General features: G+C 61.7%; 21 protein-coding genes. 7 read left to right on the top strand and 14 right to left on the bottom strand.

What is annotated here, in order from left to right:
* Positions 1-98: 98 nt before the first annotated feature.
* The 5 genes from rpoD to K3178_RS07170 are packed head-to-tail and all read right to left on the bottom strand — an operon-like array spanning position 99 to position 5,496.
* Complete coding sequence (gene rpoD / locus K3178_RS07190; RefSeq protein WP_221570647.1) at positions 99-2,117, bottom strand: RNA polymerase sigma factor RpoD; 2,019 nt, start codon at positions 2,115-2,117, stop codon at positions 99-101.
* Between the two features lie 38 nt (positions 2,118-2,155).
* Positions 2,156-2,500, bottom strand: coding sequence for a hypothetical protein (locus K3178_RS14420; protein ID WP_425594604.1), 345 nt, complete (start codon positions 2,498-2,500; stop codon positions 2,156-2,158).
* 5 nt (positions 2,501-2,505) lie between these two features.
* Positions 2,506-4,329, bottom strand: a complete 1,824-nt coding sequence (dnaG, locus tag K3178_RS07180; RefSeq protein WP_221570646.1) for a DNA primase — start codon at positions 4,327-4,329, stop codon at positions 2,506-2,508.
* Between the two features lie 31 nt (positions 4,330-4,360).
* Positions 4,361-5,068 carry a hypothetical protein gene (locus K3178_RS07175; protein WP_247713531.1) on the bottom strand — a complete coding sequence of 236 codons (708 nt, stop codon included), beginning with the start codon at positions 5,066-5,068 and terminating at the stop codon, positions 4,361-4,363.
* Entirely contained in the window at positions 5,044-5,496 is a 453-nt protein-coding gene (locus K3178_RS07170) for a GatB/YqeY domain-containing protein (RefSeq protein WP_221570645.1), read from the bottom strand. The genes K3178_RS07175 and K3178_RS07170 overlap by 25 nt, the downstream gene beginning before the upstream one ends.
* Positions 5,497-5,658: 162 nt before the next feature.
* Here K3178_RS07170 and carA point away from each other — a divergent pair, with 162 nt between their 5' ends.
* The 4 genes from carA to greA all read left to right on the top strand — a co-directional run bounded on the left by carA (position 5,659) and on the right by greA (position 11,291).
* Positions 5,659-6,837 carry a glutamine-hydrolyzing carbamoyl-phosphate synthase small subunit gene (gene carA / locus K3178_RS07165; RefSeq protein WP_221570644.1) on the top strand — a complete coding sequence of 393 codons (1,179 nt, stop codon included), beginning with the start codon at positions 5,659-5,661 and terminating at the stop codon, positions 6,835-6,837.
* Positions 6,834-7,349, top strand: coding sequence for a hypothetical protein (locus K3178_RS07160; RefSeq protein WP_221570643.1), 516 nt, complete (start codon positions 6,834-6,836; stop codon positions 7,347-7,349). Before carA ends, K3178_RS07160 begins: the two co-directional genes overlap by 4 nt.
* A 12-nt stretch (positions 7,350-7,361) precedes the next feature.
* Positions 7,362-10,709, top strand: a complete 3,348-nt coding sequence (carB, locus tag K3178_RS07155) for a carbamoyl-phosphate synthase large subunit (RefSeq protein WP_221570642.1) — start codon at positions 7,362-7,364, stop codon at positions 10,707-10,709.
* A 114-nt stretch (positions 10,710-10,823) separates the two neighbouring features.
* Positions 10,824-11,291, top strand: coding sequence for a transcription elongation factor GreA (greA, locus tag K3178_RS07150; RefSeq protein WP_221570641.1), 468 nt, complete (start codon positions 10,824-10,826; stop codon positions 11,289-11,291).
* A gap of 56 nt (positions 11,292-11,347) precedes the next feature.
* On the opposite strand, the gene K3178_RS07145 is transcribed toward greA, so the two are convergent.
* The 6 genes from K3178_RS07145 to K3178_RS07120 form a co-directional block, all read right to left on the bottom strand.
* Positions 11,348-11,869: a GNAT family N-acetyltransferase gene (locus tag K3178_RS07145; protein WP_221570640.1), complete on the bottom strand. Its 522-nt coding sequence runs from the start codon at positions 11,867-11,869 to the stop codon at positions 11,348-11,350.
* A 13-nt stretch (positions 11,870-11,882) separates the two neighbouring features.
* A complete protein-coding gene (locus tag K3178_RS07140; protein WP_221570818.1) occupies positions 11,883-12,113 on the bottom strand; it encodes a DUF4170 domain-containing protein in 231 nt (76 codons plus the stop codon).
* 104 nt (positions 12,114-12,217) lie between these two features.
* The gene (locus tag K3178_RS07135; protein WP_221570639.1) at positions 12,218-12,727 is read right to left on the bottom strand and encodes a hypothetical protein; all 510 of its coding nucleotides are present in this window, start codon (positions 12,725-12,727) and stop codon (positions 12,218-12,220) included.
* 63 nt (positions 12,728-12,790) lie between these two features.
* The gene (locus K3178_RS07130) at positions 12,791-13,102 is read right to left on the bottom strand and encodes a hypothetical protein (RefSeq protein WP_221570638.1); all 312 of its coding nucleotides are present in this window, start codon (positions 13,100-13,102) and stop codon (positions 12,791-12,793) included.
* Positions 13,095-13,523 carry a phage holin family protein gene (locus tag K3178_RS07125; protein WP_221570637.1) on the bottom strand — a complete coding sequence of 143 codons (429 nt, stop codon included), beginning with the start codon at positions 13,521-13,523 and terminating at the stop codon, positions 13,095-13,097. The genes K3178_RS07130 and K3178_RS07125 overlap by 8 nt, the downstream gene beginning before the upstream one ends.
* Before the next feature lie 23 nt (positions 13,524-13,546).
* Positions 13,547-14,182 (bottom strand): phospholipid-translocating P-type ATPase, encoded by a 636-nt coding sequence (locus K3178_RS07120; RefSeq protein ID WP_221570636.1) that lies wholly within the window; start codon positions 14,180-14,182, stop codon positions 13,547-13,549.
* A gap of 176 nt (positions 14,183-14,358) precedes the next feature.
* Here K3178_RS07120 and eno point away from each other — a divergent pair, with 176 nt between their 5' ends.
* The gene (gene eno, locus K3178_RS07115; protein WP_221570635.1) at positions 14,359-15,648 is read left to right on the top strand and encodes a phosphopyruvate hydratase; all 1,290 of its coding nucleotides are present in this window, start codon (positions 14,359-14,361) and stop codon (positions 15,646-15,648) included.
* Positions 15,649-15,652: 4 nt separating this feature from the next.
* Here the strand turns inward: eno and K3178_RS07110 are convergent, their stop codons facing one another.
* Positions 15,653-15,904, bottom strand: a complete 252-nt coding sequence (locus tag K3178_RS07110; protein ID WP_221570634.1) for a hypothetical protein — start codon at positions 15,902-15,904, stop codon at positions 15,653-15,655.
* A 78-nt stretch (positions 15,905-15,982) separates the two neighbouring features.
* Here K3178_RS07110 and K3178_RS07105 point away from each other — a divergent pair, with 78 nt between their 5' ends.
* Both K3178_RS07105 and K3178_RS07100 read left to right on the top strand, forming a co-directional pair.
* Positions 15,983-17,029 (top strand): phosphotransferase, encoded by a 1,047-nt coding sequence (locus K3178_RS07105; protein WP_221570633.1) that lies wholly within the window; start codon positions 15,983-15,985, stop codon positions 17,027-17,029.
* Positions 17,029-18,120: an Rv3169 family protein gene (locus tag K3178_RS07100; RefSeq protein ID WP_221570632.1), complete on the top strand. Its 1,092-nt coding sequence runs from the start codon at positions 17,029-17,031 to the stop codon at positions 18,118-18,120. The genes K3178_RS07105 and K3178_RS07100 overlap by 1 nt, the downstream gene beginning before the upstream one ends.
* On the opposite strand, the gene ribH is transcribed toward K3178_RS07100, so the two are convergent.
* Both ribH and ribB read right to left on the bottom strand, forming a co-directional pair.
* On the bottom strand, positions 18,117-18,539 hold the full coding sequence (ribH, locus tag K3178_RS07095) for a 6,7-dimethyl-8-ribityllumazine synthase (protein WP_221570631.1): 423 nt from the start codon (positions 18,537-18,539) through the stop codon (positions 18,117-18,119). The genes K3178_RS07100 and ribH overlap by 4 nt on opposite strands.
* Positions 18,540-18,543: 4 nt before the next feature.
* On the bottom strand, positions 18,544-19,782 hold the full coding sequence (ribB, locus tag K3178_RS07090; RefSeq protein WP_247713530.1) for a 3,4-dihydroxy-2-butanone-4-phosphate synthase: 1,239 nt from the start codon (positions 19,780-19,782) through the stop codon (positions 18,544-18,546).
* Positions 19,783-19,788: the final 6 nt, after the last annotated feature.

Below are 19,788 nucleotides of genomic sequence, written 5' to 3'. Positions count from 1 at the left end.
TGATGATGACTCCATAAAGAAGCTCATCATAACCAGATGATTTTTACGCCATCTGATATCTTTCCAATGATCGGGCGCCGAATAGGTTCCCGAAAAGCCTACTGATCCAGGAACGAGCGCATCTTGCGGCTGCGGCTCGGGTGCTTGAGCTTCCTCAGCGCCTTTGCTTCGATCTGGCGGATACGTTCGCGGGTCACCGAGAACTGCTGGCCGACTTCTTCCAGCGTGTGATCGGTGTTCATGCCGATGCCGAAGCGCATGCGCAGCACGCGTTCCTCGCGCGGGGTGAGGCTGGCAAGGACGCGGGTGACCGTTTCCTTGAGGTTCGCCTGGATCGCCGCATCGACCGGGATGATCGCGTTCTCGTCCTTGATGAAATCGCCGAGGTGCGAATCCTCCTCGTCGCCGATCGGCGTTTCGAGGCTGATCGGTTCCTTGGCGATCTTCATCACCTTTCGCACCTTTTCGAGCGGCATGGAGAGCTTCTCCGCCATCTCTTCGGGCGTCGGCTCGCGGCCCTGGTCGTGCAGGAACTGGCGGCTGCAGCGCACCAGCTTGTTGATCGTCTCGATCATGTGGACCGGGATACGGATCGTGCGCGCCTGGTCGGCGATCGAGCGGGTGATCGCCTGCCGGATCCACCAGGTGGCGTAGGTGGAGAACTTGTAGCCGCGGCGGTATTCGAATTTGTCGACCGCCTTCATCAGGCCGATGTTGCCTTCCTGGATCAGGTCGAGGAACTGCAGGCCGCGGTTGGTATACTTCTTCGCGATCGAGATAACGAGGCGCAGGTTCGCCTCGACCATTTCCTTCTTCGCGATACGCGCCTCGCGCTCGCCCTTCTGGACCATGTTCACGATGCGGCGGAATTCGGGCAGCGCCATGCCGGTTGCGCTGGCGATGTCGCTGATTTCGGTGCGGATGCGGTCGATCGCATCGGCTTCCTTGTCGGCGAAGGCGGCCCACTTCTTGTCCTTCAGGCGGCCGTCCATCCAGTTGTCGTCAAGCTCGTTGCCGATGTAGGCTTCGAGGAAGTCGACGCGCTTGACCTTGTGGCGTTCGGCAAGGCGCAGCATCTGGCCGCCGAGCGCGGTCAGGCGGCGGTTGAAGGCGTAGAGGTTGTCGACCAGGAATTCGATCTTGGTCGCGTGGAACTGGACGCTTTCGACTTCGGCGGTGAGCTGGTCGGAAAGTTCTTCGTATTTCTTTTCCTTGGCGGGCGGGAAGTTCTCGCCGCGGCCGAGAACTTCCACGCGCTCTGCCTGAAGTTTTTCGAACTTGCCGAAGAGGTCCTTGATGCGCGCGAAACGCTCGATGGCATCGGGCTTGAGCGCCGCTTCCATCTGCGCGAGCGACATGGTGTTGTCCTCGTCGTCGTCATCGTCGGACTTGGACGAACCTTCTTCGCCGTCTTCGTCGTCGGAATCGGAATCGTCGTCGTCATCCTCGTCATCGTCGCGGATGGTCGGGCCGGCGGTTTCTTCCGAGATTTCGCCGTCGTCGTCATCGTCTTCGGCATCGTCGGTCAGCTTGTCTGCCGGCGGTTCCTTCGAAAGCATGGCATCGAGATCGAGGATCTCGCGCAGCTGCATTTCCTCGTTGTTGAGCGCTTCGGACCACTGGATGATGGCGTGGAAGGTGATCGGGCTCTGGCAAAGGCCCATGATCATCATGTCGCGGCCGGCCTCGATACGCTTGGCGATAGCGATTTCGCCTTCGCGGCTGAGCAATTCGACCGCGCCCATTTCGCGCAGGTACATGCGCACCGGGTCGTCGGTGCGCTCGCCCGTGGCGGCCTTCTTGGCAGGAGCCTTCTTGGCGCCGGCAGTTTCCTTGGCCGAAGGGGCGGGTGCGATTTCCTCGACCTCGTCCTCTGCCTCGGCGTCTTCGTCCGTCTCGACGATCTGCACGCCCATTTCGGACAGGGCGGACTGGATATCCTCGATCTGGTCGCTGCTCATCTCGCCTTGCGGCAGCGCGTCGTTGAGCTCGTCATAGGTGACGTAGCCCTTCTTTTTCGCCTTGGTGATGAGCTTCTTGATCGATGCCTCGTTGAGGTCGATCAGGGGTGCGTCGTCGTCCTTGCCGTTGCCGCCGCCGCCTTTTTTACCAGCCATAAATGTCCATCAATCCGTATTGCTGGCCGCGAGCAGGTCTACGATCCCTGCGCGGCATCTGAATTCTTCGTGGCCGCAATCGCGGCCTTTCGGCTTGCCATTTGTCCGAGTCGCGCCTCGAATTCCAGCTTCCGCTTCAACAAACGCTGTTGCTCTGCGAAAGCTCCCTCGGGATCAGTCTCGAAACGCGCAGTCGCTTCCGCGAGCGCGGCTTCGAGTGCCGGCCTTTCGACCAGCAACGACACGGCTTCAGCCAGATCCTCGCGCGCATCAACCGGGTCTGTGCCTTTGTCGAGAAAGGCGAAATGGGTGTTTGCCGGTGGGGCGGGTAGGCCTTCCGGGAGCGATATGGGCGATTCGGCGCGCGAATCAAGCGTAATCATTGGGGTTATGCGGCCATCATGGTCAAAAGTTCTTCCCTGAGCTGCATCGCGTACGCGAGGAGTCGCTGCTGTTCGCCCCAATTACCATCAGTCAAATCTTTTCCAGCCTCAGCGGTCGCTTTCCTCAAGGCGTCGTCAACTAGTGGCATTCGCGTGTACAAAGTCACAGCTTTCCGAAATGATTGGTGCGCCTCCTCATCATCTTGTGGCCACATCGTGAAGGGGAAATTCAGATCATCCCACTCAAAAGTTTCGGGCATCCTGCGGCCTCTCTTGACGAGAACGTCGGCCAAGTACTCTTGAGAGAAATCGCGATCATACTCTGCACTTTCGAGCAAAATATCAATTCGAGGATCGTAGGCTTTCAGTCTTTGTCCTTCAAATTCGCTCCCATAAATTCGAATATACTTGGGGTGTAAAATCATCCCCATAACAATCGCTGCACCTAATCGACGGTAGAGATGGTCGGCACGCGCTTTCCAGTGGACCTCATCAAAAGCTTTCTTTTGCTGAAAACGATCTCCACTTTCTATGACCTTTCCAAAGGAAGCGTTAGATCGATCACGCTTCCCAAAGACGAGCTCGTCAAAACGCTGATTGTATTCTCGTCGGTAAAGTGCGCGAACCAGCGAATCCTCGATTTTTGAAGTGTGTTCAAGCAATCGAGATTTAAGTCCCGCCTTCTCCTCGGGCGTATTTAGCGGTTTGGCCTGCAATTCGAATTCCCAGAGGAAGTCGATGAGTTTGGTTGGTTGCGCGAGCAGAAGTTCAAAGGCCTCGACGCCCTGATTCTTTATCAAGTCGTCAGGGTCGAGTCCCTTGGGCATTTGAACGATGGCAAAGCTTCGATTCTGACCGAGCAGTGGTAGTGCTCGAGTAATCGCTCGCATGGCTGCACGCCGCCCCGCGTTGTCGCCATCGAAACAAAGCAACGGACATTCCACTTGCCGCCAGAGCAGCTCGATCTGGTTCTCGGTCAGCGCCGTTCCGAGCGGGGCAACCGCCTCGGCAATCCCAGCATTGGCGAGTGCGATCGCGTCCATGTAACCTTCGACCACCACGATCCGCCCGCTCTGGCGCGCGGCAGGCGCGGCGCGGTGGAGATTGTAGAGCGTGCGCCCCTTGTCGAAGAGCGGCGTATCGGGACTGTTGAGATATTTCGGGCCGTGTGCATCGGCATCGAGGATGCGGCCGCCGAAAGCGATCACCCGCCCGCGCGTGTCCTGGATCGGAAGCATCAAGCGGTTACGGAACCGGTCGTAGGGGTCCTTGCCCTCGACCTCGATCCGCATGCCGGATTCGACCAGCATGGATTCTTCGAAGGGGAGGGCGGCTGCCAGTGCCTGCCTCTCCGCAGGAGCGAAGCCGAAGCCGAACTCGCGCACTACCGCATCGGAAAACCCGCGACGCTTGAGATAGCTACGCGCCTCGGCCCCTTCGGACGAAGCCAGCTTGTCGACGAACCATTGCTGCGCCGCTGCGGTCACATCGTGCAGGCTGGCTCGCTTTTCAGCCCGTTCTGCGGCGCGCGGATCGGGGGCAGGGACTTCCATCCCGGCCTCGGCAGCCAATTCCTTCACCGCATCCATGAAGGGCATGCCGCGCTGGTCGGTCAGCCAGCGGATCGCATCGCCATGCGCCTCGCAGCCGAAGCAATGGTAAAAACCCTTCTCGTCATTGACGTAGAAGCTGGGCGTCTTCTCGTTATGGAAAGGGCAGCACGCCTTGAACTCGCGCCCGGCCTTGGTCAGGCGGACCGTACGCGAGATGACTGCAGACAGAGTAGTCCGCATCCTCAATTCGTCCAACCATTGCGGTGTCAAGGCCATCGGCCTTATCTACATCGAATTAGCAAAAACGCTAGTCGCCCTGGGCGGCGTTTCGACCGTCTTCTTCTGCAGGAAACGGCCCCTTGGCCAAAGCCTGATTGCCATCGACCTCCAGCAGGTATGCATCCGCCGGTCCGGCAGGAGGAAGGGTCGATTGCCACCAGAAGGTCAGCGTCGTGCCCGGCTTCCAGCCGTCACCCTCGACCACGCGCCAGATCAGGCGGCCGTCGTCGCTGGTGATCGAGATCGCATCCTCGCCGCCCAGTGCTTCCAGCGCCTGCGCAACGGAATAGCCGACCGCGGCGTTGAAGCCGTGGGCCTTCTGCGTCATGCGGAAGAGCGTGGGAGGGCTTTCTACGACTTCGGGACCTTCGCTCGGTTCCGCTTCGGGCTCGTCCTGTTCGGCCAGCGTCACCTGGTGGACATAGGTATAAATCGTGCCTTCAGGCATCTCGCCGGGTTTGCACTCCAGCGTTTCCGCCGGACAAGCGACAAAGCTGACCATCTTGCCGATTTCACGATTTCCCGCACTCAGTACGGTCTCGACCTCGGGACCCTGCGGCCCAACGATCTTCGCGCCTAGCGATTCCAGATCGAGATTCGCCGCCGCCAGCGTGCGTGGCTGGGCAACAGTAGGCGTGGGCGTCGGCTTGGGCTCGGGCTCGCTTTGCGAACAGGCGGCGAGCGCCAGCGGAGCGATCAGCAGGAGCCGCTTCACGAAAGCGACTCCTTCACCCATCCGCTTGCCTTGCTCATGTCTAGCGTGGCGCCGTGGCGGGCTTTTAGCTCGCCCATTACCTTGCCCATGTCCTTCATGCCCTCAGCGTCGGTATCGGCCTTGATCTGTTCGATCGCCGCTCGGGTCTCTTCCTCGCTCATTTGGCGAGGCAGGAATTCCTCGATCACCGCGAGTTCCGATTTTTCCTTGTCTGCAAGTTCCTGACGGCCGCCGTCCTCGTACATCTGGATCGATTCGCGGCGCTGCTTGGCCATCTTCATCAGCACGTCGGTGACCAGTTCATCGTCTTCGGGCTTCTTGTCCGAAGTGCGCAGCTCGATATCGCGGTCCTTGATCTTGGCCCCGATCAGGCGGAGCGCGGCAGTGCGCTCCTTGTCCTTGGCCTTCATGGCGGTGACGGTTTCGGACTGGATTTTTTCGCGGAGCATTATGTCTCTTCTTGTCTAAGCTGTGGAAGTTTCACCGGTCATGTAATGGAAGGGCGCAGAAAGCCAAGGGTTCCGCCGCAAGCCGGGTTGACGGGAATCGCTGCGGTCCCTAGCGGCTGGGACTTAGCACACATCGCTGGAAACCCTTTACCCGGAGCGCCCATGGCCCTGTCCGCATTCTCGCACGCGCAACCCAAGGGAGCCACCGGAGTCATCGTCTTCGCAGATGGCACCTGCATCTGGGGCAAGGGCTTCGGCGCAAGTGGCTCGGCAGTCGGCGAAGTCTGCTTCAATACCGCGATGACCGGCTACCAGGAGGTGATGACCGATCCTTCCTACGACAGCCAGATCGTCACCTTCACCTTCCCGCATATCGGCAATGTCGGCGCGAACGAGGAAGACGTGGAGAGCCGCGGTCTTGGCGCGGTCGGTCTGGTGGTGCGGCAGGACGTTACCCGCCATTCGAATTTCCGCGCGCGAGACGAATTCGTCGAATGGTGCGTGAAGAATGGCAAGATCGGGCTTTCGGGCGTCGACACCCGCGCGCTGACGCGCCGGATCCGTGTGCAGGGCGCGCCCAATGCGGTGATCGCGCATAGCCCGCGCGGCCAGTTCGACCTGAAAGCGCTGAAGAAGCAGGCGGCCGAGTTCGGCGGGCTTGAAGGGCTCGACCTCGTCCCCGGCGTGACGCGCGATGGCCATGAGGACTGGAAGGGCGGTTTCTGGCAGCTCGGCACCGGCTATGCCGAGGTCGACAATGCCAAGCCGCACGTTGTCGCGATCGATTACGGCGCGAAGGACAACATCTTCCGCAATCTCGTGAAGGCCGGCGCGAAGGTGACGGTGGTCCCGGCGCGCACCAGCCTCGAGGACATCATGGCGCTGCAGCCCGACGGCGTGTTCCTTTCCAACGGCCCGGGCGATCCTGCGGCGACTGGCGAATACGCCGTGCCGGTAATCCAGGGCCTGCTCGATCGCGACATACCGCTGTTCGGGATCTGCCTCGGTCACCAGATGCTTGGCCTTGCGGCAGGGGCAAAGACCGCCAAGATGTTCCAGGGCCACCGCGGCGCAAACCACCCGGTCCAGCGAGTGGGCGAGGATTGGGGTGAGAGCGCCGGCCTTGTCGAGATCACCAGCATGAACCACGGTTTTGCGGTCGATGCCGACACTTTGCCCGATAATGTCGAGCAAACCCACGTCTCTTTGTTCGACGGGACCAATTGCGGCATCTCGATCAAGGGCAAGAAGGCCTTCGGCGTGCAATACCACCCCGAGGCTAGCCCCGGGCCGCAGGACAGCTTTTACCTGTTCGAGAAATTCGTGGGGATGTTGGGGTGAAGAAAGGCAGCAATTCGATGCATCGCTCGATCGCTGGAATCTGGGTTTGCCTGTCGGCTGCTGTGCTGACCAGTGCATGTGGCAGTGATGATGCTGCCGATGGCCAGCAACCGGGTGCGCGCGAAACAGTCGCCGCCAATGTTCCCCAGAAGGACACCGGATGGGAGCGCAGCACGAAGGGCGATGGATCGTTCCGCATCTCCCGACAGCTGAACCAGCTCACTGTCTTCTATGAACTGTCACCCACGGCCAGTTCCCCGGTGACCTTGGGAGCCGATGTTTTCCCGTGCCTGCGGGGCAAGGGTAACCACTCGTCGCGCGAAACTTTCACGCCGGGCGGGTCAACTGACGGAGACCAGCTCGCCTCTATCCGCAGGCGGTTTGCGACCGTGCTCAACAAGGCGAACGACCGCTGCGATATTCCCGCGGATGTTGCCGATAACATTATGAGCGGCTTCGACGGCCAGTTTTTCCAGACCAGCGGCAAACGCCGCTCGGTGCGCCCCAACTAGACGAAAGCGAACATGCCCAAACGCACCGACATCTCCTCGATCCTCGTAATCGGCGCCGGCCCGATCATCATCGGCCAGGCCTGCGAGTTCGACTATTCCGGCACCCAGGCGATCAAGGCGCTCAAGGAAGAGGGATACCGGGTGATCCTGGTCAATTCCAATCCCGCTACGATCATGACCGATCCGGAGATGGTGAAGGGCGAGAACGGAGGCCCGGACGGGGCGACCTATATCGAGCCGATCACGCCCGAAGTCGTCGCCAAGATCATCGAGAAGGAGCGCCCCGACGCAATCCTGCCGACCATGGGCGGGCAAACCGCGCTCAACTGCGCGCTGAAGCTCGACGAGATGGGCGTGCTGGAAAAGTACGGGGTCGAGATGATCGGTGCCAAGGCCGATGCCATCGACAAGGCCGAGAACCGCCAGCGGTTCCGCGAGGCGATGGACAAGATCGGACTCGAAAGCGCGCGCAGCGGCATTGCCAATACGGTCGAGGAAGCGCATGCAGTGCTCGAACGCACGGGCCTTCCCGCGATCATCCGCCCCAGCTTCACGCTTGGCGGAACGGGAGGTGGCATCGCCTACAACAAGGCCGAATTCGACAAGATCGTCCGCGAAGGGCTCGACGCTTCGCCCACCACCGAAGTCCTGATCGAGGAATCGCTCCTCGGCTGGAAGGAATTCGAGATGGAGGTGGTACGCGACCGCAAGGACAACTGCATCATCATCTGTTCGATCGAAAATGTCGATCCGATGGGCGTGCATACGGGCGATAGCATTACCGTTGCGCCAGCCCTGACGCTGACCGACAAGGAATACCAGATCATGCGCACTGCCTCGATCGAGGTCTTGCGCGAAATCGGCGTCGAAACAGGTGGTTCGAACGTACAGTTCGCAGTCAATCCGAAGGATGGCCGACTGATCGTGATCGAAATGAACCCGCGCGTTTCGCGCTCGTCCGCGCTGGCATCCAAGGCCACTGGCTTTCCGATTGCACGCGTCGCGGCGAAGCTGGCGGTGGGCTACACGCTTGATGAAATCCAGAACGAGATTACCGGCGCCACACCGGCGAGTTTCGAGCCGACCATCGACTATGTCGTCACGAAGATCCCGCGCTTCGCCTTCGAGAAGTTCAAGGGATCCAAGAACGAGCTTTCGACCGCGATGAAATCGGTCGGCGAGGTGATGGCTATCGGTCGCTGCTTCGCGGAATCGATGCAGAAGGCACTGCGCGGGCTCGAAACCGGGCTCGACGGGTTCAACCGCATGCCCGAATTCGAGAACGTCTCGAAAGAAAAGATTACCGCCTCGCTGAGCCAGCGCACGCCCGACCGCATCCTCAAGATCGCCCAGGCCTTCCGTGAGGACTTCACGGTCGAGGAGATAAACCAGATCACCGGCTTCGACCCGTGGTTCCTGCGCCAGATCGAGGCGATCATCTACGAAGAGAAGATGCTCGGCCACAACGGCCTGCCGCGCGATGCGGCGGAAATGCGCCGGCTGAAGGCCATGGGCTTCTCCGACAAGCGTCTCGCCACGCTGGCGGTGCGCTCGGTGGGTGTCGCGGGCGGTCTGGCCGAAACGCAGGCGCGCCGCTCCGGCCTGCTCCACGATGCCCTGCGCGCCATGGCAGGGGCAACCAGCGAGCGCGAAGTGCGCGCGCTGCGCCACAAGCTCGGTGTCTATCCGGTCTACAAGCGCATCGACAGCTGCGCCGCCGAATTCGAGGCGATCACGCCTTACATGTATTCGACTTACGAAGCGCCCAGCTTCGGCGAGAGCGAGGACGAGGCCGATCCCAGCGACCGCAAGAAAATCGTCATCCTCGGCGGCGGCCCGAACCGCATCGGGCAGGGCATCGAGTTCGACTATTGTTGCGTCCATGCCTGTTTCGCGCTGGCCGAAGCCGGGTTCGAGACCATCATGGTCAACTGCAACCCTGAAACCGTCTCGACCGATTACGACACCTCGGACCGGCTCTATTTCGAACCGTTGACCGAGGAAGATGTCCTCGAGATCATGCGCGTCGAGATGTCGAAGGGCGAAGTGGTGGGCGTGATCGTCCAGTTCGGCGGGCAGACCCCGCTGAAGCTTGCTGCGGCGCTCGAGCGCGAAGGCATCCCGATCCTCGGCACAGCGCCCGATGCGATCGACCTTGCCGAAGATCGCGAACGCTTTGCCAAGCTGGTCAACAAGCTCAAGCTCAAGCAGCCTGCCAACGGCATCGCGCGCAACCGCGACGAAGCTGCCGCTTGGGCCCAGCGCATCGGTTACCCCGTCCTCCTGCGCCCCAGCTACGTGCTCGGCGGCCGCGCGATGGAAATAGTCGATAGCGAGGCGCAACTCGACGACTACATCAACACCGCCGTGAATGTGTCTGGAGACAGTCCCGTGCTGGTCGACCAGTATCTGCGCGATGCGGTGGAATGCGATGTCGACGTGGTTTCGGACGGCACCGAGGTCCGCATTGCCGGCGTCATGCAGCATATCGAGGAAGCCGGTGTCCATTCGGGCGATAGTGCCTGCACGCTTCCCCCTTACAGCCTGCCCGCCGACATTATCGAGGAGATGGAACGGCAGGCCAAGGCTCTTGCCGAGGCGCTCGACGTGCGCGGACTGATGAATGTCCAGTTCGCGGTCAAGGAGGGCGAGGTCTACCTCATCGAGGTCAACCCGCGCGCCAGCCGCACCGTGCCTTTCGTCGCCAAGGCCATCGGCCAGCCGGTTGCCAAGGTCGCGGCGCGGGTAATGGCGGGCGAGCCGCTTTCCAGCTTCGAGCCTTTCGACCTCAAGCCCGACCACATGGCGGTGAAGGAAGCCGTCTTCCCCTTCGCCCGATTCCCCGGTTCGGACCCCGTGCTCTCGCCCGAAATGAAGTCGACCGGCGAAGTGATGGGCATCGATCGCAGCTTCCCGGCGGCCTTTTACAAGTCTCAGCTGGGAGCGGGCATGACGCTTCCGACCGGGGGCACGGTGTTTGTTTCGGTCAAGGACAGCGACAAGGAGGTCATTCTTCCTGCAGTGAAGACGATCCTCGACCAGGGCTTCAAGGTCATCGCCACCGGTGGCACGCAGCGCTTCCTTGCGGAGCAGGGCCTCGAGGTCCAGCGGGTCAACAAGGTCGCCGAAGGGCGGCCGCATATTGTCGATGCAATCATCGATGGCGAAGTGGCACTGATCTTCAATTCGACCGAAGGCTGGCAGTCGCTTCTCGACAGCCAGTCGATCCGCGAAGCGGCGCTCGAAAAGAAGCTTCCCTATTACACAACTGCCGCCGGAAGCCTCGCTGCCGCGCGTGCGATTGCGGAGGTTTCTACCGAGCAGCTTGAAGTGCGTTCATTGCAAGACTATTATAGCTGACAAGAACAGACTTACCCTTCCTCACATTCGCGAGCCCTGGGGCCCCGCAAATCCGCGGGCCGGGGTCGAATTGTCCGGGGAAGGGCGCTTTGACAGGAAGGACAAAGGGGTCCCATGGAAAAGGTGCCGATGCTGGCAGAGGGCTATGAAAAGCTCACCGCCGACCTGAAGGTTCTGCGTGCCGAACGCCCGAAGATCGTCGATGCGATCGAGGAAGCGCGCGCGCATGGCGATCTTTCGGAAAACGCCGAATATCACGCGGCCAAGGAACGCCAGGGCCAGGTAGAAGCCATGATCGGCGACCTGGAAGACAAGATCAGCCGCGCGCAGATCATCGATCCGACCACGCTCTCGGGCGACAAGGTGATCTTCGGCGCGACCGTGACGCTGCTCGACGAAGACGACAAACCGGTGAAGTACCAGATCGTCGGTCAGACCGAAGCCGACGCTTCGAAGGGTCGGATTAGCTACACCTCGCCGATTGCGCGCGCGCTGATCGGCAAGCAGGTCGAGGACGAGGTCGAGGTCACCGTGCCGAGCGGCGACAAGTTCTACCTCGTCGACAAGATCGAGTTCATCTGATGTGAGGAGCGGGGTGCCACGCACATCCCGCCATCGGAAAGGCTGCGCTGCAGCCCTCAGACGTTCGAAAGACGTCCGCTCTTCTTCGCGACAGGCTTGGCGAGCTCGATCTCGCGTACCATCGCCCAATTGGTGATCTCGACACCGTCGATTTCGAAGGTGCGCTTTTTCATCGCTGTATAGCCGGCACTTTCGAATGCCGGCTTCGCGACCTCGCTCGCTTCGGTGAAGAGGTGGGTGATCCCGTGATATTTCGCGTAAAGTGCTGCCGTCTCCAGCAGGCTGGAGGCGATGCCTTCGCGCGTGTGGTCGGGATGGCAATAGAGGTGGTCGAGGTGACCCGTCTGCTCCAGCATGGCGTAAGCGACGGGCACGTCATCATCGTCGGTCGCGATGAATATCTGCGTGCCGGCATCGGCCTGCGCCTGGTAGACTTCGGGCCCGGCGAAATTGTTCAGCCAGGCCTCGACCTGTTCCTCGCTATAGGCATCCGGCCCGATGGCCCCGATTGCCGCACGGCCGAGTTCGGCGAGCGCTTCGGCATCACCTTCCTCGAATGAGCGGATCGAATAGGCCATACTCGGGCAGTCCTTATGCTTCGGGATCGAGCAGCTTGTGCAGGTGCACGATCACATATTTCATTTCGGCATCGTCGACCGTGCGCTGGGCATTTCCGCGCCATGCGCTTTCGGCATCTTCGTAGCTGGAGAATACGCCGGCCACGTGGATGCTCTCCGGGTCGGAGAAGGTGACGCTGCGCGGATCGGTCACGCGGCCGCCCATCACCAGGTAAAGGGTCTGCTTGCTCTCTTTTTCTTCCATCGGGATAATCTCATGCTTGGGGAGGAATTCGGCCACGCCCATAAAGGAAGCGGCGCGACAGGCAAGCCCGTCACGCCGCTAAGCCGTTTTGGTTTAGATTCGGTTTAGTTCGAGATCTTGGCCCGCAGGCCGCGGTATGCGCGCGACGACTTGCGGCTGGCGCGGCGGCTGGACGAGCGAAGGCTGTCGCTCATTGAATCGAGCCTGTACCCCGCATCGCGCTTCATGCGGCGGGCCTGAGTTCCTGCAGCGTCGCTGAAGTCCTCGAACTTGTCGCCCGCGCCTTCGATCATCGAAAGACCGTAGGCAAGCGCGGCATCGGCGGCATAGCTTGCCAGCGATCCGCCGCGTCGACCAAGTTCGCGGCCACGGCGCGTCATTGCGCCGATGGCGAGGCCGATTGTGATGGCGCCCGCGACAGTGGCAACCGGGTGTTTCTTGGCGAATTCGATGGCACTGTCGGCCACGTCCTTTGCCTGGTCGAGATAGCTGCGCTCTTCGTTGCGACGTTCACCCGCCTCGATCCGGGCGCGGAGTTGGTCGCGCTTTTCCTGGTCGGTCAGCTTGCTGTCGGCGCTGATGGGGGTGACGTTGCTGGAGGCGTTGTCTGCCATGGTATCCTCGTGTGTCTGGTGTTCAGTGAGTCAACGGTTGGGAACCCCACACCGTTCCGTCACTTAATCGCGCTCGTCCCACTCGTCGTCGTCTGTGGGCTCACCGAAACCGAAAGCGGCAAGGATCGGGTTGCGGGCGAACCAGACGACGATGGCCGCGACCAGCGCAGCGAGCGCACCCTTGTTGTCCTCCGCCACATCGATGGCCTCTTCGTAGAGATCCATGGCGCCATGGGTGACGCGGTCGATCGCTCGCTCGCCAAGTCCCTTGGCGGCAAAATCGGCCTTGATGTGTTCGATATCGGCATCGACCAGCGCTCTTGCGGAATCGCGCAGGTACTTGTCCTCGAGCATGCGGGCCTTGCGATCAGACATCGTCACCATCCGAAAAAGCGTCGCGAATGTCGTCGATCTTGCCCTTGAGCAGGTTCAGCAGGACCACACCTGCTACGATAAGCGCCAGCGTGACGATTGCGGTGGCCGCCCAAGGGCCCACCAGCGGGACGAGGGCGATCACGACGCCCACGGTCAACGCAATTAAGGCAAGGTGAAACACGCCAAAGGCGCCAAGCCCGAAGGCAATGGCGCCCTTTAGGCGATTTGCGGTGTAGGCAGCACGGCTCTTCTGGAAAGCGACCTCGGCCTCGGCATAGGTCTTTCCATCCTCGAACAGCGCGGCGAGATCATCGGTCAGCGATGGACCATACTCCTCGCCATCCTCGTGCGGTTCATAATCGTCCGGCAAATCGAGCGGGCCTTCGTAGCCCGCCCGTTCGCTCGTTTCTTCGTCCCTCATGCTGCCCCCGTAGCCGCTAATGCTCAGCGACGGAACAGGCGCGAGAGCAGGAAGCCGGCAACGGCGGCGATGCCGATTGCGGTACCCGGGCTCTTGCGGACGAATTCGCGGCCGTCTTCGACAAGGTCATCGACCGACTTCTCGTCGAGCTTGCGGGCATAATCGTCGAGCGAGGTGGCTGCGCTACGGGCATATTCGCCGTATTTCGCGCCGAGCTTTTCGTCGACCTGGTAGGCGTTGTCACTGATCGTGCGGCTCAGCGTGCGCAGGCCTTCGCTGGTCTTCACCTTGCCTTCGGTGGCAAGTTCCCTGCTCTTGACCTTGGCGTCGGCGCCATAGGTCTTGGCTTCGGCGATCCAGTCTTCGCCCTTGCCCTTGGCCTGGCCGCGATACGCAGCAGCGCGTTCCTTGCCTTCGGCCTTGAGCGCGGCGGCGCCCGCCTTGGCTTCTTCGAGCGCGGCATTGAAGCGGCTTTTCGCCTCGGTGCGGTGCGGATTGGTGGTGGTTTCGGTTTCGATGGTGGTTGCGGTGTTGGTCACGGGGACTGTCTCCTTGGCTGCACCCTTCTTCGCCACGGTCTTGCGCGGCTTCTTCGCGGTGCTGGTTTTCTTTGCGGCTGTTTTTTTCTTCGGCGTTTCGCCTGCGGTCATCTCGGCCATGTTTCTCGTCCTTGCCCTCGGTTTCGTATTCATTATCCGGGCGCGGCGGCGACCCGGCCTTCCAATATGCAACGCGGCTTGCGCGGGTGTGTTCCGGCGCATAGAGCGCTTTGCATATACCCCATTTGGGGGTGTCCTATAGTATTACAACACCTGACGCCGGAGAGTGTTCCGAAATGACCGCAATCATCGACATCCATGCCCGCGAAATCCTCGATAGCCGGGGCAACCCGACCGTGGAGGTCGATGTCCTGCTCGAAGACGGCAGTTTCGGGCGTGCCGCGGTGCCTTCCGGAGCTTCGACCGGTGCCCACGAAGCGGTCGAGTTGCGCGACGGCGACAAGGGGCGCTATCTCGGCAAGGGCGTGACCAAGGCGGTCGACGCGGTGAATACCGAGATTCGCGACCTGCTGGTCGGCAATTTCGATGCCGAGGACCAGCGCGACATCGACCATTCGATGATCGCGCTCGACGATACGCCCAACAAGGGCCGCCTCGGCGCGAATGGCATCCTCGGCGTCAGCATGGCGGCGGCCAAGGCAGCGGCCAATGCACGCGGCCTGCCGCTCTACAGCTACATCGGCGGCGTTTCGGCACACGTCCTGCCCGTTCCCATGATGAACATCATCAACGGCGGCGAACATGCCGACAACCCGATCGACATCCAGGAATTCATGGTCATGCCAGTGGGCGCGGACAGCCTTGCAGAGGCGGTACGCTGGGGTGCGGAGATTTTCCACACGCTCAAGAAGAAGCTGAGCGAGAAGGGCCTTGCCACCGCAGTGGGCGACGAGGGCGGCTTTGCTCCCAATCTCGCCAGCACGCGCGACGCGCTCGATTTCATCATGGCTTCGGTCGAACAGGCCGGGTTCAAGCCGGGCGACGACGTGGTGCTCGCGCTCGATTGCGCCTCGACCGAGTTCTATCGCGACGGCAAGTACGAAATCTCCGGCGAGAACCTCTCGCTCGATGGCGAGGGCATGGCCGAATATCTGGATAAGCTGTGCCGCGACTATCCGATCCGTTCGATCGAAGACGGCATGGCCGAAGACGATTTCGCAGGCTGGGAAGCGCTGACGAACCGCATCGGGAAGTCCATCCAGCTGGTCGGTGACGATCTTTTCGTAACCAATCCGCAGCGCCTGCGCGAAGGGATCGACCAGGGCTTGGCCAATTCGCTGCTGGTGAAGGTCAACCAGATCGGCACGCTGTCTGAAACGCTCGATGCGGTCAGCATCGCCAATCGCGCGAGCTACACTGCAGTAATGTCGCACCGTTCTGGCGAAACCGAGGATGCGACCATTGCCGATCTCGCGGTTGCCACCAATTGCGGTCAGATCAAGACCGGCAGCCTTGCGCGCAGCGACCGGCTTGCGAAGTACAACCAGTTGATCCGTATCGAGGAAGAACTGGGCGACAGCGCGATCTACGCCGGACGCGACTGCTTCGGCGTGAAAATCTGCTGAGTTGTCAGTCGTCCGCCCGGTTTTTCGGGTGGAACCAGTATTGCCATACACCCCAGGCGTTGATGAGCAGCAGGAGGCCGTTCATCGCGGCGAGCGGCATCGCGCCTTTCGTCAGGCCGATATAGATCCACAGGATCGAGACGAGGCAGAACAGCACGAAGCCCCATGCGGTAGCGCGCCTGCCGAGATCGAAAGCGATCATGGAGGCGGCGATCACCGCCCCGATCGAGGCGATCCATTCGACTGGCCCATTCATGGCGTAAGCTTTCCCATGATTGCCACGACGTTTGCCGCGCGTTAGCGTTCCGCCAATCGCTCTTTGCGGGAGAGGGACTTGGCGGATTTTCCTGTTCATCCTGATGAGGTTACGCCCTCATGGTTGTCCGAGGTGCTCGGCGCGAGCGTCGCTGCCCTCCGCTGGGAGTCCATCGGAACGGGACAGGTTGGCGACAGTGTGCGCTTCCAGCTCGAGGGCGAGAATGTGCCGGCGACGCTGGCAGGAAAATTCCCCGCTGCGGACGAAACCAGCCGCGCGACGGCGGCGATGTTCGGTCTCTATCGCAAGGAGGTGGAATTCTATCGGCAAGCCGCGCCATTGCTGAAGGTGCGCGCACCAAAGACCTACTTTGCGCAAGGCAGCGATGACGGCACACAGTTCTGCCTGATTTTCGAGGACCTGGGGCCGGCACGGCAAGGCGACCAGATTGCCGGATGCACTATCGAGGATGCCAGGGCCGCCATGAAGCAGGCTGCCGCAATCCATGCGCCGAGCTGGGGCAGGGCGGACATTATCGAGGCTCCATGGCTTCAGCCCGCGGCGAACCAGGGAGATACGGTCGCTGCCATGTACCCAAAGGCGCAGGTCGTGTTCCGCGAGCGTTACGGGGAATTGCTCGAGCCGGAATACATGTCCGTATGCGAAGCGCTTGCCGAACTGGCCGCGCCCTATTTCCGGCGCGACCCCGAGCTGCAGTGCCTCGTCCATGGCGATTTCCGGCTGGACAACATGCTGTTCGACATTCGCGGTGGCGCAGAGCCCATCGCTGTGCTCGATTGGCAGACGGCGGCGGTAGGCAAGCCCAGCCACGACATCGCCTATTTCATCGGAACGGGGATCGGTCAGCTCGGGCTCGATCATGAGGATGAGCTGCTGGAACTCTATCTCGCCGAAATGGGCAGGTTGGGAGTGGGGCTGACGCGCGAGGGAATTCGGGAGAGTTACCGCCTCGGCATCCTCCACGGAGTTTCGACCGCTGTGTTCAGCGCTGCCTTCGTCGAGCGGACCGAGCGCGGGGACGCGAATTTCCTGTCTATGGCACGCGGTGGTTGTGCATTGGCGCTGCGGCATGACAGTATCGGTGCGCTGAGGGAGAAGGACTGATGGCGCTTTCGAAGGGTGACGAGTATCCCATCCACCAGACGCCCGAGCCGGTCGCCTATGCCGGGACCGATCGCAACTTCTACGACCGCTATTTCTTCAACGGCTATGCGCCCGACGGCAGCGGCTTCTTCGCGCTGGCCTTCGGCGTCTACCCGCATCTCGACGTGGCAGACGCGCATTTCAGTTTCATCCGCGGCGGCACGCAATATTGCCTTCACGCCAGTGCCGAGATGTCGATGGAGCGGATGGCCATGCGCGTCGGCCCTATCCAAATCGAGGTGGTCGAGCCGCTCCATGCGCTGAAGGTCACGATCGACGAGACCGACGGGATTGCCGGCGAGTTCACCTTCACTGGCCGCGCCTTCCCGATCGAGGAGCCGCGTTTCACCCACCGCATCGGTCCCCGCGCCTTCATGGACTACACGCGGATGACCCAGAACGGGCATTACACGGGCTGGATTTCGCTCGATGGCGAACGGCAGGACATGACCGAGGGCACGGCGGGGACCCGCGACCGTAGCTGGGGCGTGAGGCCCATCGGTGCGCGCGATTCGCAGCCCATGCCGGGCGCTTCGGTGCCGAGCTTCTTCTGGCAATGGACGCCGATCAATTTCCCGGGCGGCAGCCTGTTCTTCCACGTCAACAATGACGCGCATGGCGAGCCGTGGAACACGAGGGCAGCTTGGGCACCCGATGGTGCCGACGCCCGCGACATCGCGGAGGGACATGGCAGTATGCGTACACGGCTCCAGCCCGAAACCCGCTGGCCATCGGGCGGCACGCTATCGCTGGCCGTTCACGGCGCGCCCGAGCAGGTCACCTTCGAACCGCTCGGCCGCTTCCAGATGCGCGGGCTGGGATACACCCATCCCGAATGGGGCCACGGGATGCACCACGGGCCGCTGCGGGTGGAGCGCGAAGACATCGACCTGAATGGCCTTGATCCGCTCGCGCCCGAGAACCTGCACGTCCAGAGCCTCGTGCGCGTCACTGGGAGCGACGGACGCGACGGGTTGGGCGTGTTCGAGCAGCTGATTCTCGGGCCCTTCGCCCCGCTGGGCCTGACCGGAATGTTCGACGGCGCGGCCTAGCCGGCGTAGCGCTGCTGCAGGTCGAAGAGGGCCAGCGCTGCCTTGGCAGCCTCGCCGCCCTTGTCCTTCTTGGACGGATCGGCACGGACCAGTGCCTGTTCCTCGTTTTCGGTCGTGATGATACCGTTGCCGATAGCGATGCCGTCCATCGTCAGCGCCATGATCCCGCGCGCGCTTTCGCCTGCGACGATTTCGAAGTGATAGGTTTCGCCGCGAATGACAACGCCAATGGCGACGAAGCCGTCATAGCGCCCGCTCTCGGCGGCCATGGCGATGGCGCCCGGTACTTCGAGTGCGCCAGGAACTGTCAGCACTTCTACAGAATGCCCCTCGGCCTCAAGCGCAGCCTTGGCGCCGGCCACCAGCATGTCGTTGAGGTGGTCGTAGAAACGCGCTTCGACGATCAGGAAATTGGCCATGGTGTCACTCCGGGATGGGCATGTGGTCGACGATGTTGAGGCCATAGCCTTCGATCGCGACGACATTGGGTTGCGAATTGCTGAGCAGGATCATGTCTTCCACGCCCATATCGGCAAGGATTTGCGAACCGATACCCACGTTGCGCTGCTCGGCGCTCTCGCCATAGCCGCTTGCGGGACGACCGGTGATGATGACGATCACGCCCGAGCCATGCTTGCCCATCACCTCCATCGAACGCTGCAAGGTGCGCTTTCGCGGTCCGGGCTTGCCGAGCACGTCGTCGAAGATCGAGATCGGGTGCACGCGGGTGAGGGTGGGTTCGCCGGGTTTCACTTCGCCCTTCTGCAGGACGTAGCTCTCGCTGCCGTCGACGGTATTGCGATAGGTGAGCATCTGCCACTTGCCGCCATAGTCGGAATCGAAACTGTCTTCCGCGATACGCTCGACGAGGTGGTCGTGGCGCATGCGGTATTCGATGAGGTCGCGGATCGTCCCGATCTTGAGATCGTGCTTGCGGGCAAAGCCGACCAGATCGTCGAGCCGCGCCATCGTGCCGTCGTCCTTCATGATCTCGCAGATCACGCCCGAAGGGTTGAGGCCGGCAAGGCGCGAGATATCGACTGCGGCTTCGGTATGGCCCGCTCGCACCAGCACGCCGCCATCGCGCGCGGTGAGGGGGAAGACATGGCCGGGAGTGACGATATCGTCGGGGCCCTTGGTGGGATCGATTGCGACTGAAACGGTGCGCGAGCGGTCGGCGGCGCTGATGCCGGTGGTGACGCCCGTCTTCGCTTCGATCGAGGTGGTGAAGGCGGTCTGCATGCTCTCGCGATTGTCGCGGCTCATCGGTTCGAGGCCGAGCGCCTTCACCCGCTTGCTGTCGAGGGTGAGGCAGATCAGCCCGCGGCCATGCGTAGCCATGAAATTGATCGCGTTGGGGGTGGCCATCTGGGCCGGGATCACGAGGTCGCCCTCGTTCTCGCGGTCCTCGTCGTCGACCAGGATGAACATGCGGCCATTGCGGGCTTCGTCGATGATTTCCTCGGCGCCGACGATTACCGGGGTCTCGTCGTTTTCCTCGAGGAAAGAGGCCAGCTTGTTCAGAGTCTCGGTCGTCGGGTTCCAGCTATCCTCCGTGCAATCGCGCAGGGTATTGGCGTGGAGGCCGGCGGCACGGGCGAGGCCGGCGCGGGTCATGAGGCCGTTGCCGATCAGGGTCCGGACTTTGTCGATCGTATTCATGGCGCG

This window comes from Qipengyuania sphaerica (assembly GCF_019711595.1).
In the GTDB taxonomy this organism is placed as follows: domain Bacteria; phylum Pseudomonadota; class Alphaproteobacteria; order Sphingomonadales; family Sphingomonadaceae; genus Qipengyuania; species Qipengyuania sphaerica.
The sequence above is the reverse complement of the archived record's forward strand: the minus strand, read 5'-3'. Positions and strand labels throughout refer to the sequence as shown.